Source organism: Roseomonas genomospecies 6 (assembly GCF_008365375.1).
GTDB lineage: Bacteria > Pseudomonadota > Alphaproteobacteria > Azospirillales > Azospirillaceae > Azospirillum.
Genome location: NZ_QOKW01000013.1, coordinates 42,408 through 63,403, shown reverse-complemented (window position 1 = coordinate 63,403; position 20,996 = coordinate 42,408). Strand labels below are relative to the sequence as shown.

Annotated in this window: 21 protein-coding genes; 13 read left to right on the top strand and 8 right to left on the bottom strand. The window is 69.2% G+C overall.

What is annotated here, in order from left to right:
• The first annotated feature begins 35 nt into the window (after window positions 1-35).
• The 6 genes from DS843_RS17135 to DS843_RS17110 all read left to right on the top strand — a co-directional run bounded on the left by DS843_RS17135 (window position 36) and on the right by DS843_RS17110 (window position 4,327).
• Window positions 36-230: a twin transmembrane helix small protein gene (locus DS843_RS17135; protein ID WP_149470079.1), complete on the top strand. Its 195-nt coding sequence runs from the start codon at window positions 36-38 to the stop codon at window positions 228-230.
• Between the two features lie 18 nt (window positions 231-248).
• Complete coding sequence (locus DS843_RS17130) at window positions 249-818, top strand: cob(I)yrinic acid a,c-diamide adenosyltransferase (RefSeq protein ID WP_149470078.1); 570 nt, start codon at window positions 249-251, stop codon at window positions 816-818.
• A gap of 145 nt (window positions 819-963) precedes the next feature.
• A complete protein-coding gene (locus DS843_RS17125) occupies window positions 964-1,713 on the top strand; it encodes an electron transfer flavoprotein subunit beta/FixA family protein (protein WP_149470077.1) in 750 nt (249 codons plus the stop codon).
• Window position 1,714: 1 nt separating this feature from the next.
• The gene (locus tag DS843_RS17120) at window positions 1,715-2,653 is read left to right on the top strand and encodes an electron transfer flavoprotein subunit alpha/FixB family protein (protein ID WP_149470076.1); all 939 of its coding nucleotides are present in this window, start codon (window positions 1,715-1,717) and stop codon (window positions 2,651-2,653) included.
• Between the two features lie 58 nt (window positions 2,654-2,711).
• Complete coding sequence (locus DS843_RS17115; RefSeq protein WP_149470075.1) at window positions 2,712-3,590, top strand: 3-hydroxybutyryl-CoA dehydrogenase; 879 nt, start codon at window positions 2,712-2,714, stop codon at window positions 3,588-3,590.
• Between the two features lie 140 nt (window positions 3,591-3,730).
• A complete protein-coding gene (locus tag DS843_RS17110; protein ID WP_149470074.1) occupies window positions 3,731-4,327 on the top strand; it encodes a DUF4142 domain-containing protein in 597 nt (198 codons plus the stop codon).
• 159 nt (window positions 4,328-4,486) lie between these two features.
• Here the strand turns inward: DS843_RS17110 and DS843_RS17105 are convergent, their stop codons facing one another.
• Window positions 4,487-5,134 carry a TlpA family protein disulfide reductase gene (locus tag DS843_RS17105; RefSeq protein WP_149470176.1) on the bottom strand — a complete coding sequence of 216 codons (648 nt, stop codon included), beginning with the start codon at window positions 5,132-5,134 and terminating at the stop codon, window positions 4,487-4,489.
• Between the two features lie 39 nt (window positions 5,135-5,173).
• Here DS843_RS17105 and argH point away from each other — a divergent pair, with 39 nt between their 5' ends.
• The 6 genes from argH (at window position 5,174) to rodA (ending at window position 12,579) form a co-directional block, all read left to right on the top strand.
• Window positions 5,174-6,604 carry an argininosuccinate lyase gene (gene argH, locus DS843_RS17100; RefSeq protein WP_149470073.1) on the top strand — a complete coding sequence of 477 codons (1,431 nt, stop codon included), beginning with the start codon at window positions 5,174-5,176 and terminating at the stop codon, window positions 6,602-6,604.
• A complete protein-coding gene (locus tag DS843_RS17095) occupies window positions 6,601-6,786 on the top strand; it encodes a hypothetical protein (RefSeq protein WP_149470072.1) in 186 nt (61 codons plus the stop codon). Before argH ends, DS843_RS17095 begins: the two co-directional genes overlap by 4 nt.
• Window positions 6,783-8,048 (top strand): diaminopimelate decarboxylase, encoded by a 1,266-nt coding sequence (gene lysA / locus DS843_RS17090; protein ID WP_149470071.1) that lies wholly within the window; start codon window positions 6,783-6,785, stop codon window positions 8,046-8,048. Before DS843_RS17095 ends, lysA begins: the two co-directional genes overlap by 4 nt.
• Window positions 8,049-8,138: 90 nt before the next feature.
• Window positions 8,139-8,558, top strand: coding sequence for a bacteriohemerythrin (locus DS843_RS17085; protein ID WP_149470070.1), 420 nt, complete (start codon window positions 8,139-8,141; stop codon window positions 8,556-8,558).
• 90 nt (window positions 8,559-8,648) lie between these two features.
• Entirely contained in the window at window positions 8,649-11,243 is a 2,595-nt protein-coding gene (locus DS843_RS17080) for a TIGR02302 family protein (protein ID WP_149470069.1), read from the top strand.
• 163 nt (window positions 11,244-11,406) lie between these two features.
• Window positions 11,407-12,579 carry a rod shape-determining protein RodA gene (rodA, locus tag DS843_RS17075; RefSeq protein ID WP_149470068.1) on the top strand — a complete coding sequence of 391 codons (1,173 nt, stop codon included), beginning with the start codon at window positions 11,407-11,409 and terminating at the stop codon, window positions 12,577-12,579.
• Window positions 12,580-12,632: 53 nt separating this feature from the next.
• Here the strand turns inward: rodA and DS843_RS17070 are convergent, their stop codons facing one another.
• The 6 genes from DS843_RS17070 to DS843_RS17045 form a co-directional block, all read right to left on the bottom strand.
• Window positions 12,633-13,937, bottom strand: coding sequence for a hemolysin family protein (locus tag DS843_RS17070; RefSeq protein ID WP_149470067.1), 1,305 nt, complete (start codon window positions 13,935-13,937; stop codon window positions 12,633-12,635).
• Between the two features lie 25 nt (window positions 13,938-13,962).
• A complete protein-coding gene (locus tag DS843_RS17065) occupies window positions 13,963-14,655 on the bottom strand; it encodes an exopolysaccharide biosynthesis protein (RefSeq protein ID WP_149470066.1) in 693 nt (230 codons plus the stop codon).
• A 133-nt stretch (window positions 14,656-14,788) separates the two neighbouring features.
• Window positions 14,789-15,991 carry a sensor histidine kinase gene (locus DS843_RS17060; protein WP_149470065.1) on the bottom strand — a complete coding sequence of 401 codons (1,203 nt, stop codon included), beginning with the start codon at window positions 15,989-15,991 and terminating at the stop codon, window positions 14,789-14,791.
• Between the two features lie 13 nt (window positions 15,992-16,004).
• A complete protein-coding gene (locus DS843_RS17055; protein ID WP_149470064.1) occupies window positions 16,005-17,117 on the bottom strand; it encodes a cobalamin B12-binding domain-containing protein in 1,113 nt (370 codons plus the stop codon).
• A 114-nt stretch (window positions 17,118-17,231) separates the two neighbouring features.
• Window positions 17,232-17,666 (bottom strand): response regulator, encoded by a 435-nt coding sequence (locus DS843_RS17050; protein WP_149470063.1) that lies wholly within the window; start codon window positions 17,664-17,666, stop codon window positions 17,232-17,234.
• Between the two features lie 138 nt (window positions 17,667-17,804).
• Complete coding sequence (locus DS843_RS17045; RefSeq protein WP_149470062.1) at window positions 17,805-18,056, bottom strand: hypothetical protein; 252 nt, start codon at window positions 18,054-18,056, stop codon at window positions 17,805-17,807.
• A 262-nt stretch (window positions 18,057-18,318) separates the two neighbouring features.
• On the opposite strand from DS843_RS17045, the gene DS843_RS17040 reads away from it, so the two are divergent.
• Window positions 18,319-18,924, top strand: a complete 606-nt coding sequence (locus DS843_RS17040; protein WP_149470061.1) for a hydrolase — start codon at window positions 18,319-18,321, stop codon at window positions 18,922-18,924.
• A 12-nt stretch (window positions 18,925-18,936) separates the two neighbouring features.
• On the opposite strand, the gene dxs is transcribed toward DS843_RS17040, so the two are convergent.
• Window positions 18,937-20,883: a 1-deoxy-D-xylulose-5-phosphate synthase gene (gene dxs / locus DS843_RS17035; protein WP_149470060.1), complete on the bottom strand. Its 1,947-nt coding sequence runs from the start codon at window positions 20,881-20,883 to the stop codon at window positions 18,937-18,939.
• Window positions 20,884-20,996: the final 113 nt, after the last annotated feature.

Below are 20,996 nucleotides of genomic sequence, written 5' to 3'. Positions count from 1 at the left end.
TAGGCGCAAGCTGGACCGTGGGGTATGATGACGCCATGAACGGACTTTTCGCGTTTCTCCTGATCCTCGCGCTCGGCCTCGTCGTGGCCTCGCTGTTCTCCGGGCTGTTCTTCATGGCGCGCGGCGGCCAGGGCGATTCGCGCAAATCGAACAAGGCGATGCGGATGCGCGTGGCGCTCCAGGGCGCGGCGCTGGTGCTGTTCCTGCTCGCCATTCTGACCCACGGGTAAGGGACACCGGCACGAATCATGGTCAAGCTGACGCGCATCTACACCCGCGGCGGGGACCGCGGCCAGACCTCGCTGGGGGACGGGCGCCGCGTGCCCAAGCACGACGCGCGCGTCGCCGCCTACGGCACGGTGGACGAGGCGAACGCCGTCATCGGGCTGGTCCGCCTGCACACCGTCGGCCAGCCGGAGATCGACGCGATGCTGGCGCGCGTCCAGAACGACCTGTTCGATCTGGGCGCCGACCTCTGCACGCCGGAGGCGGAGGACCCGCCCTACCCGCCGCTGCGAATCCTGGAGTCGCAGGTGGACCGGCTGGAGGCGGAGATCGACGCGATGAACGCGGATCTCGCCCCCCTGACCTCCTTCATCCTGCCCGGCGGCTCCCCCGCCGCGGCGCATCTGCATCTGGCCCGCACGGTGGTGCGGCGCGCCGAGCGGCTGATGACCGAACTGGCGGAGACGGAAGCGATCAACCCGGCGGCGGTGAAATACGCCAACCGCCTGTCCGACCACCTGTTCGTGCTGAGCCGGAAGCTGAACGCGGACGGAGCGGCGGACGTGCTGTGGGTGCCGGGCGCAAACCGTTGATGCGGCACCGCCTCCTTCGCGCCTGCGGCGTAGGCGGCGTTGACAGCCAAAACGTCAACTCCTATGGTCGCAGCGCTGTCACAAGCTGCCCGATTCGGCGCCAGCGGCGAAGATGCGCCTGCATAATTGAAGAAAAGGGTGGGATATGAAGGTCCTCGTCCCGGTCAAGCGGGTGGTCGATTACAACGTCAAGATCCGCGTCAAGGCGGACGGTTCCGGCGTTGAGACCGCCAACGTGAAGATGAGCATGAACCCCTTCGACGAGATCGCCGTCGAAGAGGCCGTCCGCCTGAAGGAAGCCGGCAAGGCGACCGAGGTCATCGTGGTCTCCGTCGGCCCGACCGCCGCGCAGGAAACGCTGCGCACCGCGCTCGCCATGGGCGCCGACCGCGGCATCCTGGTGCAGACCGATGCCGAGACGCAGCCGCTGGCCGTCGCCAAGGTGCTGAAGGCCCTGGTCGAGAAGGAAGGCCCGACGCTGGTCATCCTGGGCAAGCAGGCGATCGACGACGACTGCAACCAGACCGGCCAGATGCTCGCGGCCCTGCTGGGCTGGCCGCAGGGCACCTTCGCCTCGAAGGTCGTGGCCGGCGAGGGCGCCGTGACGGTGACCCGCGAGATCGACGGCGGCCTGGAGACGGTGGAGCTGAAGCTCCCCGCGGTGGTGACGGCGGACCTGCGCCTGAACGAGCCGCGCTACGCCTCGCTGCCCAACATCATGAAGGCGAAGAAGAAGCCCATCGAGACGCTGGCGCCCGACGCGCTGGGCGTGGACGTGGCGCCGCGCCTGACCACGCTGAAGGTGGCCGAGCCGCCCAAGCGCAAGGCCGGCGTGAAGGTCGCCGACGTGGCCGCCCTGGTGGACAAGCTGAAGAACGAAGCGCGGGTGATCTGACATGGCCATTCTCGTCATTGCCGAACACGACAACGCCGCGCTGAAGGCCGCCACGCTGAACGCGGTCAGCGCCGCCGCCAAGATCGGTGGCGACGTCCATGTCCTGGTCGCCGGCCAGGGCGCCCAGGCCGTGGCCGACGCGGCCTCCAAGATCGCCGGCGTCTCCAAGGTGCTGCTGGCCGACGACGCGGCTTACGCCCACCCGCTGCCGGAGAACGTCGCCCCGCTGGTCGTCGGCCTCGCCAAGGGCTACGGCCATGTGCTGGCCGCCGCCTCGTCGGAAGGCAAGAACCTCCTGCCGCGCGTCGCCGCGCTGCTGGACGTCGCCGCCATCTCCGACATCACCGGCGTGGTCTACGCCGACACCTTCGAGCGGCCCATCTACGCCGGCAACGCCATCGCCACCGTGAAGTCCGCCGACCCGATCAAGGTCGTCACGGTCCGCACCACCGCCTTCGAGGCGGCGGCGGCCACCGGCGGCTCGGCCACGGTGGAGAACGTCGCCGGGACGGGCGACGCCGGGTCGGCCAAGTTCGTCGGCCAGGAGCTGACGAAGTCGGAGCGTCCGGAGCTGACCCAGGCCAAGATCGTCGTGTCCGGCGGACGCGGCATGCAGTCGGGCGAGAACTTCAAGCTCCTCGAAGCGCTGGCGGACAAGCTGGGTGCCGCGGTCGGCGCCAGCCGCGCGGCGGTCGATGCGGGCTTCGTCCCCAACGACTATCAGGTCGGCCAGACCGGCAAGATCGTGGCGCCCGAGCTGTACATCGCCGTCGGCATTTCCGGTGCCATCCAGCACCTCGCCGGCATGAAGGACAGCAAGGTCATCGTCGCGATCAACAAGGACGAGGAAGCGCCCATCTTCCAGGTGGCGGACTATGGTCTGGTCGCCGACCTGTTCAAGGCGGTGCCGGAACTGACGGCCGAGCTGGACAAGGCGTAACCGGCCGGTCCTCTTCCTAGCAGAGACACGCGGGCCAAAGACAAGCGGGAAAGCTCATATGTCCACGATCAAGAAGATTGGCGTCATCGGTGCCGGCCAGATGGGCAGCGGCATCGCCCACGTCTGCTCGCAGGCGGGGTACGAGGTCGTCATCTCCGACATCAGCGCGGAAATTCTGCAAAAGTCGGTGGCCGCGATCTCCAAGAACATGGACCGTCAGGTTCAGAAGGGGAAGCTGACGGAGGCCGACAAGGCGGCGGCGATCGCCCGCATCTCCACCGGCAGCGACCTGTCCGTGTTCCACGACGCCGATCTGGTGGTCGAGGCGGCGACGGAGAACGAAGCGCTGAAGCGCGAGATCTTCAAGAAGCTGGTCCCGAACCTGAAGCCCGAGGCGCTGATCGCGACGAACACCTCGTCGATCTCGATCACCCGCCTCGCGGCCTCGACCGACCGCCCGTCGAAGTTCATGGGCATGCATTTCATGAACCCGGTGCCGGTGATGCAGCTCGTCGAGCTGATCCGCGGCATCGCGACGGACGAGGCCACCTTCAACGCCATCAGCGAGTTGACGGCGAACATCGGCAAGACCGCGGCGGTGGCCGAGGACTTCCCGGCCTTCATCGTCAACCGCATCCTGCTGCCGATGATCAACGAGGCGGTCTACACCCTCTATGAGGGCGTGGGCGGCGTCCATGCCATCGACACCGCGCTGAAGCTGGGCGCCAACCACCCGATGGGTCCGCTGGAACTGGCGGACTTCATCGGCCTGGACACCTGTCTGGCGGTCATGCAGGTCCTCTACGAGGGTCTGGCCGACAGCAAGTACCGCCCCTGCCCGCTGCTGGTGAAGTATGTCGAGGCCGGCTGGGTTGGCCGCAAGGTCGGCCGCGGTTTCTACGACTACTCCAAGAACCCGCCGGTCCCGACCCGCTGACGCGGCGGTTCCCTGCGGAGCTTGCAACGACGCCCGTCCCGGGAAACCGGGGCGGGTTTCGTGCGTTTGCGGAACCGCTGCGCTCGCGCTCTGTTCGTCCCGCAGGGGAGTCGGGTCGAACAGCGGAAAGGACGGGGGCAATGCGGCGCAGCTTCCTGACGGCGATGCTTCTGGCCTGCCTGTCCGGCCCGGTCCTGGCGCAGGCACCGGGCTCCGCTCCCGCCTCTCCCTCCACCCTGTCCCGGCAGGAACGCAACTTCATCGCCGAGGCGCTGGCCGACGGCATGGCCGAGCAGACGCTGGGGAAGCTGGCCCAGGACCGCGCGGAAACCGAGCCGGTCCGCCGCTTCGCCCGCCGCATGGCCGATGACCACGGGCTGAAGACCGACCGGCTGGCCGGCATGGCGCTGCGCCACGGCATCCCCATCCCGCGCGAACTGAACCTGTCCGCCCGCGCCCACATGTCCAGCCTGCGCGACACGCCGGAGGGCGCCTTCGACCGCCGCTACATGGCTGCGGAGGAGGAAACCCACGCCCGCGCCATCAAACTGTACGAGGCCCAGGCCGAACACGGCGGCGAGACGGGCGACTTCGCCCGCGAGTCCTTGCCGATGCTGCACAGTCATTTCGAAGAGGCGCGCGCCATCATGGCCGAACTCGCGCGCCGCCCGGCCCCGCCGCAGACCCAGGCCCCGCCGGGGGATATGCCGCTGGGAACGTCCGGGTCGTCGGAGTGATGCAAATTCCTAAAGTCCCCTCGCCCCCCTGGGGAGAGGGTTAGGGTGAGGGGGCGCCCGTATGGGCGTCCACGCTCTGCAACGAACCGGCGTGGCCGGCCTCCGGCCGCCCCCTCATCCCGACCTTCTCCCCAGAGGGGAGAAGGAGCGTGCAGAGCATCACCCCCCCGTCCGCACCACCCCACCGCGACTGTCCCGCGCCGGGCCGCCGCCGTTGCCCATATGCTTGCGCAGGAAGGCGACGACCTCCGGCGAGTCCCACTCCACGGCGCCTTCGATGCGCCCAATCTCCCGCCCCTCCTGGTCCACCATCAGGGTGGTCGGCAGGCCGCGCAGCTTCAGCGTCTGCATCGAGGCGCTCGACGGATCGAGATAGAGGGCGAGGTTCTTCACGCCGGTCCGCTGGTAGAAGGGCTGCACCTGATCCTTGCCGCCGCGGTCCACCGACAGCGCCACCACCTGGAAGCCCGGCCCGCCCAACTGCGCCTGGAGGCGGTCGAGCGCCGGCATCTCCTTCACGCAGGGCGCGCACCATGTCGCCCACAGGTTCAGCAGGACCAGACGGTCCTTGAACTCCGTCAGGTCCACCCGGCGCCCCTCCCCGTCCAGGAAGGTCAGCTCCGGCACCGCCTTCAGCGGCTCCATGTAGCGGAACTTGTCCAGACCCACCGCGGTCACGCCGGGGGCGGGCTGGTCCAGCGTCAGCACGGCGGGCGGCGGCGGGGCCGACGGCCCGGCCAGCGCCATCCACAGCCCGGCGCCGCCCAGGGTCACACAAAAGATTGCGGTGGCCGCCAAAGTCCGCATACTCACGCTTCCCGTCCTCCCACCCGTATTGTGTCCGCCATGAGCGCCGAACAGCCCAAGCCGAATCCTCAAGACCGCATCTCCGCCCCGGCCGCCAGCCAGATGTGGGGTGGCCGCTTCGCCCGCGGTCCCGCCGCCATCATGGAGAAGATCAACGCCTCCATCGGCTTCGACAAGCGGCTGGCCGACCAGGACATCGCCGGGTCGAAGGCCCACGCCGCCATGCTGGCGCGCCAGGGCATCATAACCCAGGCCGACGCCGATGCCATCCGCGATGGGCTGGACCGGGTCAAGGAAGAGATCGACTCCGGAGCCTTCACCTTCAAGGTGGAACTGGAGGACATCCACATGAACGTGGAGGCCCGGCTGGCCGAACTGATCGGCGAACCGGCCAAGCGCCTGCACACCGGGCGGTCGCGCAACGACCAGGTGGCGACCGATTTCAAGCTGTGGGTGCGCGACGCGCTGGACCGCGCCGACCAGGGGCTGAAGGCGCTCCAGGCCGCGCTGATCGATCTGGCGGAGAAGCACACCGACACGGTGATGCCGGGCTTCACCCACCTCCAGGCCGCCCAGCCGGTCAGCTTCGGCCACCATCTGCTGGCCTATGTGGAGATGTTCGGGCGCGACCGGGGCCGCTTGCGCGACGCCCGCGCGCGGCTGAACGAGTGCCCGCTGGGCTCCGCCGCGCTGGCCGGCACGCCCTACCCCATCGACCGCTTCATGACGGCGGAGGCGCTGGGCTTCGACCGGCCCACCGCCAACTCGCTGGACGCCGTGTCCGACCGCGACTTCGCGCTGGAGTATCTGGCCGCCGCCAGCATCTGCGGCATGCACCTCTCCCGCTTCGCGGAGGAGATCGTGCTGTGGTGCTCCGCCCAGTTCCGCTTCATCAGGCTGACGGACGCCTTCACCACCGGCTCCTCCATCATGCCGCAGAAGAAGAACCCGGACGCGGCGGAGCTGGTGCGCGCCAAGGCCGGGCGCGTCATCGGCAGCCTGAACAGCCTGCTGGTCGCCATGAAGGGCCTGCCGCTGGCCTATTCCAAGGACATGCAGGAGGACAAGGAGCCGGTCTTCGAGGCCGACGACACGCTGGCGCTGTGCATCGCCGCCATGGAAGGCATGGTGCGCGACATGCAGCCGAACGTGCCGGCGCTGCGCGAGGCGACCGACCGCGGCTTCCTCAACGCCACCGATCTGGCCGACTGGCTGGTGCGGGAGCTGAACATCCCCTTCCGCGAGGCGCACCACATCACCGGGCGCGCCGTGAAGGCGGCGGAGGACAAGCGCGTCGGCCTGACCGGCCTGACGCTGGAGGAGCTTCAGGCCATCGAGCCGCGGATCACCGAATCCGTCTTCCCGGCGCTGAGCATCGAGGCGTCGCTGGACAGCCGGCGCAGCTTCGGCGGCGCCTCCCCCATCCGTGTGCGTGAGGCGGTGGCGGCGGCGCGGGAGCGTTTTCTGTGAGGCGCCCGCTGCTGATCCTGGCGACCGCCGCCGTGGCGCTGACCCTGGCCGGCTGCGGCAAGAAGCCCAGCTTCGTCGATCCCCCGCAGGGCAAGGAAGCCGACAAGTTCCCCAGCCCCTATCCGAACCCGAAGACCGACCCCAAGCCCGGTCAGCCGTCCTCCGGAGTCCGCTTCCCATGAGCGCCTTCGCCTACCGCAACGGCGTGATGCACGCCGAATCCGTCCCGCTGTCGAAGATCGCGGCGGAAGTCGGCACGCCCTTCTACTGCTATTCCACGGCGGCGCTGGAGGCGCATTACAGCGCCTATGCCGGGGCCTTCGCGGGGCAGGACGCCGACGTCTGCTACGCGGTGAAGGCCAACTCCAACCTCGCCGTCATCCGCGCCTTCGCCCGCCTGGGGGCCGGCGCCGACGTGGTGTCGGGCGGCGAGATGCAGCGCGCTCTGGCCGGAGGCATTCCCGCCGGCAAGATCATCTTCTCCGGCGTCGGCAAGACGCGCGAGGAGATGCGCGCCGCCCTGGAGGCCGGAATCCACCAGATCAACGTGGAATCCATCCCGGAGGTCGAAGCCCTGTCGGAGGTGGCGGTCAGCATGGGAGTCACCGCGCCCATCGCCTTCCGCGTGAATCCGGACGTGGACGCCAAGACCCACGCCAAGATCGCCACCGGCAAGAAGGAGAACAAGTTCGGCGTCGATTACGACCACGCGCGGGAGGTCTACGCGCAGGCCGCCCGGCTGCCGGGCATCAAGCCGGTGGCCATCGCGGTCCATATCGGGTCGCAGTTGACCGACCTCGCTCCCTTCCGCGCCGCCTACGAGCGGGTGGCGGCCCTGCTCCACGTCCTGCGGGAGGACGGGCACGACATCACCCGCCTCGACCTCGGCGGCGGGCTGGGCATCGTCTACAAGCACGAGGCGCCGCCGGACATCGCCGACTACGCCGCCATGGTGAAGTCGATCACCGGCAATCTCGGCTGCCGCATCTCGCTGGAGCCGGGCCGGTCGCTGGTCGGCAACGCGGGCATCCTGGTGTCGCGGGTGATCTATGTGAAGCAGGGGCTGCACCGCCGCTTCGTCATCATCGACGCGGCGATGAACGACCTGATCCGCCCCACCCTCTACGAGGCCTATCACGGCATCGTCCCGGTGACGGAGCCCGCCCGGGGCGCCGCCACGGAGCCCTACGACGTCGTCGGGCCGGTCTGCGAGAGCGGCGACACCTTCGCGCTCCAGCGCGCGCTGCCGGCCATGGCGCCGGACGAGCTGGTGGCGATCCTGTCGGCGGGGGCCTACGGCGCGGTCATGTCCTCCACCTACAACACCCGCCCCCTGATTCCGGAGGTGCTGGTGAACGGCGACCGCTTCTCGGTCATCCGTCCCCGCGTGTCGGTCGAGGAGCTTCTGGCGCTGGACCGCGTGCCGGACTGGCTGAAGGACTGACCGGCGACCGTCACCGGGCTGCAATAAGCGCTGCCCTTCATCATCCATTAGGCGTATGATTCCCCGTTCGCACAACGGACGGGGAACATCATGGAATGGGACGCGACCTACGCCATCGGCCAGAGCGCCGTGGATGGCGACCACCAACGCCTGTTTCAGTTGTTCAACCAATTCAGCGCGGCCATCGCCGCCGGTGAGCGGCGGGAGTCGGCGAACCGCTTCCTGCGCGAGCTGGCCGACTATTCCGCCCATCACTTCCGCCGGGAGGAAGGGCTGATGCGCGCCGTCGGCTACCCGGACTACGCCAAGCACAAGGCGATGCATGACAGCTTCGCTGACTTCGTGCGCCGTCAGTCCGAGGCCGACAACCACGATTTGGAGGAGGTCCAGTTCCTCCAGAGCTATGTCGAGATGTGGCTGTGCGGCCATATTCTGGTCATGGACAAGTGGTTTGGTGAATGGCTCGACGGCCGAACCGGGAAATCCGGCGCGGCGGAACCTATATCCTGACGACACCCGGCTTCCGCCTTTCGCCCCCACCAGGCCGGGATCAGGGTTTCGTGATCAGGCTTTCGGCAACCGGCTGGACGGGAGTGCGGGATGAGCGACAGCAACGACGGGTTCCGGTTCCCCCTGCGCAAGGAAGCCGACCCCGCCCCCACCCCGCGTGAACCCCGTTTCCGCATGGGGCAGGCCCACGCCGCCCTGCTGTGGGAACGGCTGTGGCCGGCGCTCTGGGCGCCCGTCGCCATCGCCGGGGCCTTCCTCGCCCTGGCCCTGCTGAACGTCTTCCTGCTTCTGCCGGGCTGGCTGCACGCCCTGGTCCTGCTGCTGTTCGTCGCCGCCATCGGCTGGACGGGGTGGCGCGGGCTGCGCGCCTTCCGCCTGCCGGACGAGGGCGCCGCCCGCCGCCGGCTGGAGCGGGACAGCGGCCTGCCTCACCGCCCCCTTCACACACTGCGCGACCGGCCCGCCGGCAACGACCCCGTCGCCACGGAACTGTGGCGCCTGCACCAGGAGCGGGTGCGGGCGGCCATGCGGCGGCTGCGCGTGGCCTGGCCGCAGTCCGACGGCCTCGCCGCCCACGACCGCTACGCCCTGCGCGCGCTGGTGGTTCTGGTGCTGATCGCCGCGGGCGGGGCCAGTTGGGGCGACTGGAAGCCGCGCCTGTCCGCCGCCGTCAGCCCGCATTTCGGCGGGACGGCGGCGGCCTCCGTCGCGGCCCTCGACCTGTGGGTGACGCCACCGGAATACACCGGCCTGCCGCCGGTCTTCCTGAAGTCCGCCAACCCGGCCCACACGCCGAACCTCGCCGATCCCGTGCCGGTCCCCAAGGGCAGCCTCGTGCTGGCCCGCGTCACCGGCGGCAGCGGCACGCCGTCGCTGGAGGCCGGCGGCAAGCCCGCCGCCTTCGAGGCGGTGGACTCCTCCACCTTCCAGATCCAGCAGCCCATCGACTCCGGCACCCGCGTCGCCGTGACCCAGGGGTCCAACGTGCTGGGAAGCTGGAACGTCCGCGTCATCCCGGACAACCCGCCCGCCATCGCCTACGCCAGCCCCCCGGCGAAGGGGGAGCGCGGCGCGCTGCGGCTGGACTACACGGCCCAGGACGATTACGGGCTGGCCGAGGCCAAGGCCGTCGTCCGTCTGGCCCTGCCGGAGGATGAGGCCCCGGCGCTGGACCGCAGCCCCATCGAACTGCCGCTGGCCCTGCCCGGCGTCCGCCCGCGCGAGGCGCGCAACGCCGCCTTCCACGACCTGACCGGCCATCCCTGGGCCGGGCTGAACGTCACCGTACGCCTGACCGCGCTCGACGGCGCCGGCCAGACCGGCAGCACCGAGGATGTGGCGATGGTCCTGCCGGAGCGGGTCTTCAACCATCCCGTCGCCCGCGCCATCGTGGAGGAGCGCAAGAAGCTGACGCTGCGGCCCAAGCAGCTCCGCATAGAGGTGGCGCGCGCGCTGGCCGACATCTCCTCCCGGCCCAGCCAGTTCGGCGGCGATCTGGTGGCCTTCCTGGCGCTCCGCACCGCCGTGAACCGCCTACTGCTGGACGAGGAGGCGGCCGCCGTCCCCGCCGTTCAGCAATTGCTGTGGGAAACCGCGCTCCGCATCGAGGACGGTGGGCTGTCCCTGGCCGAACGCGACCTGCGCGACGCCGAGCGCCGTCTGGCCGAGGCGCTGGAGCGTGGGGCGGACGACCAGGAACTCAAGAAGCTGATGGACGAGCTTCAGGCGGCGCTCGACAAGTTCCTCGACGCCATGGAGCAGCAGATGCGCGAAGCGCTGGAGCGCGGCGAGCAAATCCCCATGGTGCCGCCGGAAATGGCCGACCGGATGATGGACCGCCAGGATCTCCAGGAGATGATGGACCGGATGCGGCAAATGGCCGAGACCGGTGCCCGCGACGCCGCCCGGCAGATGCTGTCCCAGTTGCAGCAGATGATGGAGAACATGCGCAACGGCGCCATGGCCCAGATGCAGCAGCAGGGCCAGAACGAGGCGGCGCAGATGATGCGCGAGCTTCAGGAGCTGGCGCAGCGGCAGCAGAACCTTCTGGACCAGACCTTCCGCCAGTCGCAGGAGCAGATGGGCCAGCAGGACGGCCAGCAACAGGGCCAGGGTCCGCGCAACCGCCAGGGCCGCCAGCAGCAGGGGCAGCAGGGCCAGTCCGGAAGCCCGCTGATGCAGAAGCAGGCCGAGCAGCAGGAGGCGCTGCGCCGCCAGCTCGGCGAGCTGATGCGCCGCATGGGCGAGCAGCAGGGCGGCGAAATCCCCCGCCCGCTGGGCCGCGCCGAACGGGCCATGCGCGACGCCGGACAGGCGCTCCAGCAGGGGCAGCCGGGCTCCGCCGTGCCCCCGCAGACCCAGGCGATGGACGAGCTTCAGCAGGGCATGCAGGCCATGGCCGAGCAGATGATGCAACAGATGATGGGCCAGCAGGGACCGGCCATGATGGGCCAGCAACCCGGGCAGGCCCAGCAGCAGCGTCAGGGCCAGGGCCGCAACCGCGACCCGCTGGGCCGCCGCCCCTCCGGCTTCGGCAACTACGACAGCGACGACGTGAAGATCCCGGAGGAAGCCGAACTCCAGCGCGCCCGCGAAATCCTGGACGAGCTGCGCCGCCGCTCCGGCCAGTATGGCCGTCCGCAAATGGAGCGCGAGTACATCGACCGGCTGCTGAAGCAGTTCTGAGGCTGGCTTGCCCCCCGTGCCTTTTGCGGGGCGGGGGGCCGGGCGGCTTTACCGCGGGGCGGCGCTGGTGCAGTATCCGCCACGCAAAGGCGCCCGGCCCCCGGCCCCGCGGCAAAGCCGCCCTTCCGGCACGGACGCCCCCGGACACAACGAACGTTTCCACATGGTCGCGGTCCTTTCGAACCACGGGTCCGGCGGGCTGGCCCCGCAACGCCCGGAACTGACGCTCGGCAGCAAGTTCCGCATGATCAATTGGGGGCTGGTGCTCCTGGTCTGCATCATCACGGCGATCGGGGTGGCCCTGCTCTACTCCGCCGCCGGCGGCAACTGGCGGCCTTGGGCGCAGCCGCAGCTCGTGCGCGCCGTCCCCGGCCTGTTCCTGATGCTGGTGATTGCGCTGGTCGACGTGCGGCATCTGATGAAGTCGGCCTACGTCATCTTCCTGATCGTGCTCTGTCTGCTGGTGGCGGTGGAGCTGATGGGCCGCATCGGCATGGGGGCCCAGCGCTGGATCGACCTGGGCTTCTTCCAGCTTCAGCCATCGGAACTGATGAAACCGGCGCTGACCCTGGCGCTGGCCCGCTATTTCCACGGCATCTCGCTGGATCAGATCGGTCGCCCGCTGCTGCTGATTCCACCCCTGCTGCTGGTCTTCATCCCGGTGGCGCTGGTGCTGATGCAGCCGAACCTGGGCACCTCGCTGCTGCTGATCATGGGCAGCGGCGCCGTCTTCTTCGCGGCGGGGGTGCGGATCTGGAAATTCCTTGTGGTCATCGGCGGCGGACTGGCGGCCATTCCCGTCGCTTGGGAATTCCTCCACGATTACCAGAAGCAGCGCGTCTACACCTTCCTCGACCCGGAGACCGATCCGCTGGGAGCCGGCTACAACATCCTCCAGTCGAAGATCGCGCTGGGGTCGGGCGGGATGTTCGGCAAGGGCTTCATGTCGGGATCGCAGAGCCAGCTCATGTTCCTTCCGGAAAAGCACACCGACTTCATCTTCGTGGTGCTGGCGGAGGAGTTCGGGATGGTGGGCGCGCTGATCCTGCTGGCGCTGTACCTGATGCTGTTCATCTACGGCGTGGTGATCGCGCTGAGCTGCCGCAGCCAGTTCGCCCGGCTGGTGGCCGTCGGCATGACCGCGCAGTTCTTCCTCTACGTGATGGTCAACGTGTCGATGGTGACCGGCCTGATCCCGGTGGTGGGCATTCCGCTGCCGCTGGTGTCCTACGGCGGGTCGGCGATGATGACGCTGATGATCGGTGTGGGCCTGCTGCTCAGCATGTCCGTCCACCGCGAGATCCGCATCCCCAAGAGCGGCATCACCGAGATGTGAGGCGTGGTTGGAAGACGACCGCGCCGCCGTCTTCCAACCGCAAGGCCCGGTCGTCAGCCCTCGGACACCTCACTGTTCTCCTGGATCAGCACCTTGTCGATGCGGCGCCCGTCCATGTCGACGACCTCGAACCGGATGCCGTTCCAGTGGAAATGCTCCGCGGCGACGGGCACATGTCCCAGCTTGTCCAGAACGAAGCCGGCGATGGTGTGGTAATCGCCCTCACCCTTCAGCCCCTTCACGCCGATCAGAGCCTCCACCTCCTCCACCGGCGTCATGCCGTCCACGAGCCATGACCCGTCCTCCCGCTGGACGGCGGAACCGTCGCCCCCCTGCCCCGGCTCGGGCATCTCGCCGGCGATGGCCTCCATGATGTCGGTGACGGTGGCGATGCCCTCCACGCTGCCGTATTCGTCCACGACGACGGCCATGTGGACGCTGGCCTGCTTGAACAGCTCCAGCAGCCGCAGCACCGGCGTGCCGTCATGGACGACCAGCGGCTTCACCATGGCGTCGCGCAGGTCGAAGGCGCGGCCCTGGAGCGCCTGATCGAGCAGAGCCTTGCTGGACACGATGCCCTGGACCTCGTCCACGTCCCCGCGGCAGACCAGGAAGCGGGAATAGCCGCTGGCCTGGATCTCCCGCGCGATCGCCTCCTGCGGGTCGTCCAGGTCGATCCAGACGAGGTCGGGGCGCGGCGTCATGATCGACCGGGCGGTGCGGTCGGACAGGCGGAACACGCCCTCGATCATCTGGCGCTCGGCGGGCTCGAAGACGCCGGACTGGGTGCCCTCCTTGATGAGGCTCTTGACCTCCTCCTCGGTGACGGTCTGCTCGCGCATGGTGGGCAGGCGCAGCAGCTTCATCACCCCCTCGGTCGAGACGCCGAGCAGCCAGACCAGCGGCATGGCGATGCGCGACAGGACGCTCATCGGGCCGGCCACGCCGGCGGCGATGCGTTCCGCGTTCACCAGCGCCATGCGCTTGGGCACCAGCTCGCCGATGATCAGCGACAGGTAGGTGATCGCCGCGACCACCAGCGCGAAGGCCACCTGCTGCCCATAGGGGGCGATCCAGGACACGTCCTCGTTCAGGACGGTGCCCAGCCGGTCGGCCAGCGTGGCGCCGCCGTAGGCACCGGCGATGATGCCGATCAGCGTGATGCCGACCTGCACGGTGGAGAGGAAGTTGCCGGGGTCCTCCGACAGTTGCAGCGCGGCGCGGGCGCCCTTGCTGCGCGTTTCCTCGGCCATCTGCTGAAGCCGCGCGCGCCGCGACGACACCAGCGCCATTTCCGACATCGCGAAAAAGGCGTTCAGCAGGATCAGCAGAATGATGACCAGCACTTCCCAGATCATGGCGTCGAGCCCGCGGGCGCTCCCTTTATGGAAACAGTTTGTGGAACAACAACATGCCGGCCTGCCCGAATCCGAACAGGACGGCGGAGACGATGACGGCGGCGGCCAGCCCGGCGACGAGGCCGGACACGACGAAGACGCCGTCCTTCTCGATCAGCCCCAGCGCGATCAGCGCGATGGCCAGCGCCGGGGGCTGGTTGCCGAAGACGATGGGCAGGGCCAGAATGCCCGCCAGGATCATCACGGCGACGCCCAGAAGCCGCTCCGCCGCCGGGGTGGTCAGCGCGGGCAGGCGGGGGCGCAGATGCCGCTCCAGCCGGTCGATGTGGGGCTTGGCCTTCGCGATCACGCGCAGGAAGGCGTCGCGCTCGAGGGTCAGCGCGGCCAGCCGGCGCGGCAGCCAGGGACGGTCGCGCCCGGCGGCGATCTGGGCGCCGATCAGCAGCATCGGCAGCCCGGTCGCCGTGGACAGGCCCGGCACCGGCAGAATGTTCGGGATGGACAGGATCAGAAGCAGGGCGCCGAAGGCGCGGTCGCCCAGGATGTCCACGAGATTGCCCAGCGCGATCCGCGCGCCGTGGTCGTGGCGGAGGAAATCATCCAGAACCGCCGAAGCGGGGTTCACCGACGCGAAGCCGGTGGACGCGGCATCGCCGCGGTCGACGTCCGCCAGAGCCATACGGTCCGGGGACGTGTCGGGAGGTCGGCCGTCGTTCACGGCGCTCCCCACGGAGGCCGCCCGCAACGGCGGAAGGGTAAACCCATGGACCTTTCGCGTCGCAACATCGTCGGCGGTCCTTTTACAGCATCGCGGGCCGGTGCGCCAGCCCGACCGCGGAAATCCTGGCATCTCAAGAGGATGATGCCACCAACGGCAGCTCCACGGTGAAGGTGGAGCCGCATCCCGGCACCGAATCGGCGGTGATCCGCCCGCCATGCCCCTCCGCGATGGACCGGCAGATGTAGAGGCCGAGGCCGACCGTCCCCTCCCCCTCGGTGCCCAGCCGGCCCGTGCGGGCGAAGGGCTGGAACAGATGCTCCAGCTCCGCCGGAGGAATCCCCCGCCCCCCGTCGGACACGCGGATGCGCGCCCAGCCGCCGCTCCCACCGCCGCTGAGAGCGACGCGGACCCGCCCGCCGCGGTCGGAGTATTTGATGGCGTTCGACAGCAGGTTGTTGAGAAGCTGATCCATCTTCGCCGGGTCGATGTCGGCCATGGGCAATGTGCTTTCGGGCACGGACAGTTCGATGGTGATGGCCTTGCCCTCGGCCAACACGCGATTCATGGAGACGTTCCGCCGGACCAGCGCCACCAGATCGGACGGACGCCGCGCCAGCCGCAACCGCCCCGCCTGAAGCGCCGCCAGGGACAGCGCGTCCTCCACCATGTGGCGCATGGTCAGGCTGGATTCCCGGATACGCTCCAGACAGGCGCGCTCCGTCTCCTCCAGCCGCCCGTCCAGCCGCCGGTCCAGCATCTCCGCGAAGCCGGTGACGACCTGGAGCGGTGTGCGCAGATCATGAGCCAGCATGCCCATCAGCCGGTTCTTCTGCTCGTTGCTGGCGGCCAGTTCGGCGTTGGCCTTGGCGAGCGCGCGCTGGGCGTTGGCAAGCTCGTTGTTGAGGAGGGTCATCTCGTCGAACAGAGCGTCCGCCGTGGGGGCTGGCGGCGCTGAATCCGCCGACCGCAGCGGGGCAAGCCGCGCCGCGAGCCGCGGGTTCAGCGCCGCCAGCCGCTCCATCAGAGCCGGCAGGCCGCCGGGGGTTCGTGCCACGGCCAGAACCAGCCCCTCCGCATCGTCCAGGCCGCTGACGTAGAACATGCCCACGGGATCAAGGCGACTTGGCAGCGGGTGGTCGAGCGTCCGGCCGGACCGCCGCAGACCGGTGAAAAGATCGAGCGCCCCCGCCACCGCGTCCGGACCGAACAGAACCGGAAAGGGGCTGCCCGGCTTCCCCGCCAGGCCGGGCAGGCCGGCGCCCAGCCGGTGCAAGGCGCGCAGCCTCCCATCATGGTCGCAGGTCAGGACCAGCCCGTCCGCATCCTCTTCCATCGCCCCGTCCCCCTCAGGCCACACCGGCGGCACGGTCCGGCGCCGCCGGTCCGACCAGCCGCTCCGCGATGGCGACCGCCTCCTCGGCGCCAGGGGCGAAGGCGTCGGCACCGACCGTCTTCCACAAATCAGGAACGAGGTTGAAGGGGTAGCCGCCGACCAGCACGGGCAGCGGACGGTCCCCCAACTCGGCGCGCACGGCGGCGATGAGCGCGGCGACCCGCCCGACATGGGCGGTGATGGTGGCCGACACCGCCAGAACGCGCGCATCCCGCTCCCGCACCGCCTGGATGATGCCGTCCACCGGCGTGTCGGCGCCGAGATAGTGGCTGTCCCAGCCGGCCATCTCGAAGAAATCGGCCACCATGCGGATGCCGATCTCGTGCCGCTCCCCGCCGACGCAGGTGGCGACCATGGACAGGCCGCGCCTCTCGGCGGCGAAGATCGCGGGGTAGAGCTGGCCCATGATCGCCTGGGTGGCGGCGGTGGCGAAATGCTCGTGCGCCACGGTGATCGCCCGCGTCTGCCAGAGCCGCCCGATCTCGCGCAAGGCCGGCTGGAAGACGTGCAGATAGAGGTCGGACACCTGCGTCCCGGCGGCGGCGCTCTCCATCACCAGAGCCGCCGCGCGGCGCCGGTCCCCGGCCAGAAGCGCGTCGATGTAGGACCGTGCCAGCGCGCCGTGCGGCGCGTCCGTCCGGACGAAGGGAGGCACATCCCGCGGCAGGCCGGGCAGAGCGGCCAGCGCCTCCCCCACGCAGGCGCGCACGCGCTCCGCCGTGGCGGGATCGGTCCGCGAGGCCACCACGTCGCGCAGGATCTCCAGGCTTTCGCCCAGCTCTTCGTCGGGGATGCCGATGCCGGCGAAGAGGATCTTGACCCAGGCCACATACTCGCGGAACAGGGCGGGGCTGCCCGTCGCCACCGCCTCCGCCAGATAGAGCAGGTGGAAGCCGACATCCTCGACGCAACGGGACCGCCCCGCCTCTCCGTAGCGGGCGTACAGCGCCGGCCAGCGTTCGAACTGGATCGCCACGATGGCGCCCGCCAACTCCTCGCGGCGGTCCGCGATGGGGTTCGAGGCGATCCGTATCGGGCCCGGTCCGGGCCGGACGGCCACCGGCATGGCGCGGCATCTCCAATCACATGGTGCGTTCGGAAGGAAGGTGCGCTCTCGCGACCGAACCTGCAACGCCCGACCGCGCCGGATGGATCAATTTCGGTGGACGCGGCTGTCCCGTCAGCGGCCTTTCTGAAGAATGAAGGTCAGCCGCTTCACCAGATCGACCTTCGACACAGGCTTCACCAGATAGCCGGAAATGCCGTAGGCGATTGCCCGCTTGACCGTGTCGGCCTCGCGATGGGCGGTCAGCACGATCACGGGTAGGTCGGCCAGCGGGTTGCCGGTGGCCGTCCGCAGGGCGTGCAGGAGGTCCAACCCGCTCATCCGCGGCATTTCCAAATCGCAGATGGCGAGGTCCACATCCTCCGCATGATCGCGCAGGATGCCCAGGGCGGCCATGCCGTCCGCCGCCTCCCACACATGGCGGACCTTCAGGTCATGGAGCAGGCGGCTCATCAGCCGGCGCGTGAAGTCGTCGTCCTCGATCAGCAGAACGCGCAGATCGTTGATGCTGCGGCCAAGTAGCCCGTCCTTCACATTTTCGGTCAGCATCGGCGCGGCCCACCCATATCCGTGTCGTTGCATCGATCGCACATCAATGCACGTTACATCGGCGGGAACGGTCGGAAAACCCCCGAAATGATGCCTGAATTGTAACTTTCACAACCTTCTATGGGGAGCCCGCGGCGTCTATTCCGCGGCGTCGGTCCGCCCGACGGCGGCGATGCGCTGCGGAATCAGGGCGTTGACCGTTTGCCTCTGCTCGTCCAGCCGGGCATGAATGACGCGGTTCTCCGTCTTCACCTCGGTCTCAAGACGGGCGAGGCCGGCGTTGACCTGGGCAATGTCGCCTTTCAGCTCGGCACGGACTCCCTCGATCTTCGCGTCGAGGTTCCGGCCCAACTGTTCGATGGCCGCGAGGATGAGATCGGATTTGTCCATGACCTGCCCTGTCCTTATCCTGCCATCGCACGGTTCCGGTCAGGAGGAAGGAAGCCTACCACGAATGCGCGCGGGAGTCGAACCGCAACCCACATCCATCCGTAGGCACCCCGCGTCGGCGATGGTTTCGCGCGGGGGTCCGTTGTCGGGAGCGCGCGCGATCTGCTAAACCGGATTTGGTCGAACGGCCTGTCGAATGGCCTGGGGTCGAACCTGGAAACGGCCCAGCACCCGGCCTGCGATTTTGGAAAAGCGACCACCGATGCAACTCGACCTTCTGAACAAGCCGGACGGGCGTACGGCCATCCTGATGCCGTCCGGCTTCGTCCTCGACCTGCTGACGCCGGACGCCACGGGCATGCCGATCGAGGACATCGCCCAGTGCCTGTCGTCGCAGCCGCGTTGGGGCGGTGCGGCCCGTCCCTGGTATTCCGTGGCCGAGCATTCGGTGATGGTCTCGCATCTGGTGCCGCCGTCCCTGGCTTATTCGGCCCTGATGCACGACTGCGAAGAGTTCCTCGGCGATTGGCCGTCGCCGGTCAAGGTGATGCTGGACCGCGATTACGTCAAACAACGGCTGCATCCGGTCAAGGACGCGCTGCGCCGCTGGTTCGGCTTCGATGACGAGGTGCCGGCCATCAAGCAGGCCGACCTCGTCTGCATGGCGACGGAGTTGCGCGATCTCCTGCCCCCGGCCTGGATGGATTGGGGGCATCTGCCGGAACCGAACCCGGACCGGATCGTGCCGGTCGGCCCCGACCGGGCCTACACGCTCTTCCTGGCCCGGTACGAGGAACTCAAGCACCTCGCCAAGCCCGTCAAACCGGCCAAGGCCCCCCGTGGCAAGCGCAACGCGGCGGCGCGCTGATCAGCCCGCCCATCACCCCGATGTCGCGATCCGCCCTTTGCGGCTGCCGAGCGCGCCCAGCGCCGTGGCGACGATGTGGCGGGCGGCCAGACCGGCCTCCTCGTACTGCTTGGCCGGGCTGTCGTGGTCGAGGAAGCGGTCGGGCAGGACCATCGGGCGGATCTTCAGCCCGCCCCCAAGAAGATTGCCATCCAGCAGCCCGGCCATCGCGAGATACTGAAGCACGAAGCTGCCGAAGCCGCCGACCGAGCCCTCCTCGATGGTGATCAGCACCTCGTGCTCCAGCGCCAGCCGGCGCACCAGCTCCTCGTCCAGCGGCTTGGCGAAGCGGGCGTCGGCCACCGTCGTCGACAGGCCCCGTGCCCCCAGCTCCGCCGCCGCCTTGCGCGCCTCGCCCAGACGCGTGCCGTAGCTGAGGATCGCCACCTTGGTGCCTTCCTGGACGATGCGCCCCTTGCCGATGGGCAGCACCGCGCCGCGCTCCGGCAATTCCAGCCCCACCCCCTCGCCGCGCGGGTAGCGCAGCGCCGAGGCGCGGTCGTCGATGGCGGCGCTGGTCGCCACCATGTGCATCAGCTCCAGCTCGTCCGCCGCGGCCATCAGCACGATGTCGGGCAGGCAGCCCAGATAGGCCACGTCGAAGGCCCCGGCGTGGGTCGCCCCGTCCGCCCCGACCAGACCGGCGCGGTCGAGCGCGAAGCGCACCGGCAGGCGCTGCAGCACCACGTCGTGGACGAGCTGGTCGTAGGCGCGCTGCAGGAAGGTCGAGTAGATCGCGCAGAAGGGCTTGAAGCCCTCCGTCGCCAGCCCGGCGGCGAAGGTCACGGCGTGCTGCTCGGCGATGCCGACGTCGAAGCAGCGGGACGGGAAGCGCTGGGCGAACAGGTCGAGCCCGGTGCCCGAGGGCATGGCGGCGGTGATGCCGAGGATGGCCGGGTCGCGCTCGGCCTCGGCGATCAGGGCGTTGGCGAAAACGCGGGTGTAGGTCGGGGCGTTGGACTTGGGCTTGGCCTGGGTGCCGGTGACCACGTCGAACTTGGCGACCGCGTGCAGCTTGTCGGCGGACGCCTCGGCGGGGCCGTAGCCCTTGCCTTTCTTGGTGACGACATGGATCAGCACCGGCTTGTCGTCGTCGGCGTCGCGCACGTTCTGGAGGACGGGCAGCAGATGGTCCAGATTGTGCCCGTCGATCGGGCCGATGTAGTAGAAGCCCAGCTCCTCGAACAGCGTGCCGCCGGTGACCATGCCGCGGGCGTACTCCTCCGCCCGGCGCGCCGCCGTGCGCAGCGGGCGCGGCATGTGCCCGGCCAGATCCTCCGCGAAATGCCGCAGGGTGAGGAAGGGCTTGGAGGAGATCAGCCGCGACAGATAGGCGGACAGGGCGCCCACGGGCGGCGCGATGGACATGTTGTTGTCGTTCAGCACCACGATCATGCGGCTGCCGCCGGAGCCGATGTTGTTCATCGCCTCATAGGCCATGCCGGCGCTCATGGCGCCGTCGCCGACCACCGCGACGACATGGTTGCGGCGGCCCAGCCGGTCGCGCGCCACCGCCATGCCCAGTCCCGCCGACATGGCGGTGGAGCTGTGCGCCGCGCCGAAGGGGTCGTACGCGCTCTCCGTACGTCTCGTGAACCCGCTCAATCCGCCACCGGTACGGAGCGTACGGATGCGGTCGCGGCGACCGGTCAGGATCTTGTGCGGATAGCACTGGTGCCCGACGTCCCAGATCAGCCGGTCCGTGGGCGTGTCGAAGACGTAGTGCAGGGCGACGGTCAGTTCGACCACCCCCAGCCCGGCGCCCAGATGCCCGCCGGTCACCGACACCGCGCTGATGGTCTCGGTGCGCAGCTCGTCCGCCAGTTGGCGCAATTGGCCCGGCTTCAGCCGACGCAGATCGACGGGGGTGCGCACCCGGTCGAGGAGAGGTGTCTTGCTGGCCGGGGGCTTGTTCTTCATGACCGGTGCCTCTCCCCTTCATGGGCCGTCATTCCCCACGGCGATCCTGGGCGCCGTTGTATTGGGCGCCGTTGTATTGGGCGCCGTGGTTTTGCGGCTTTTGAAGGATGAAA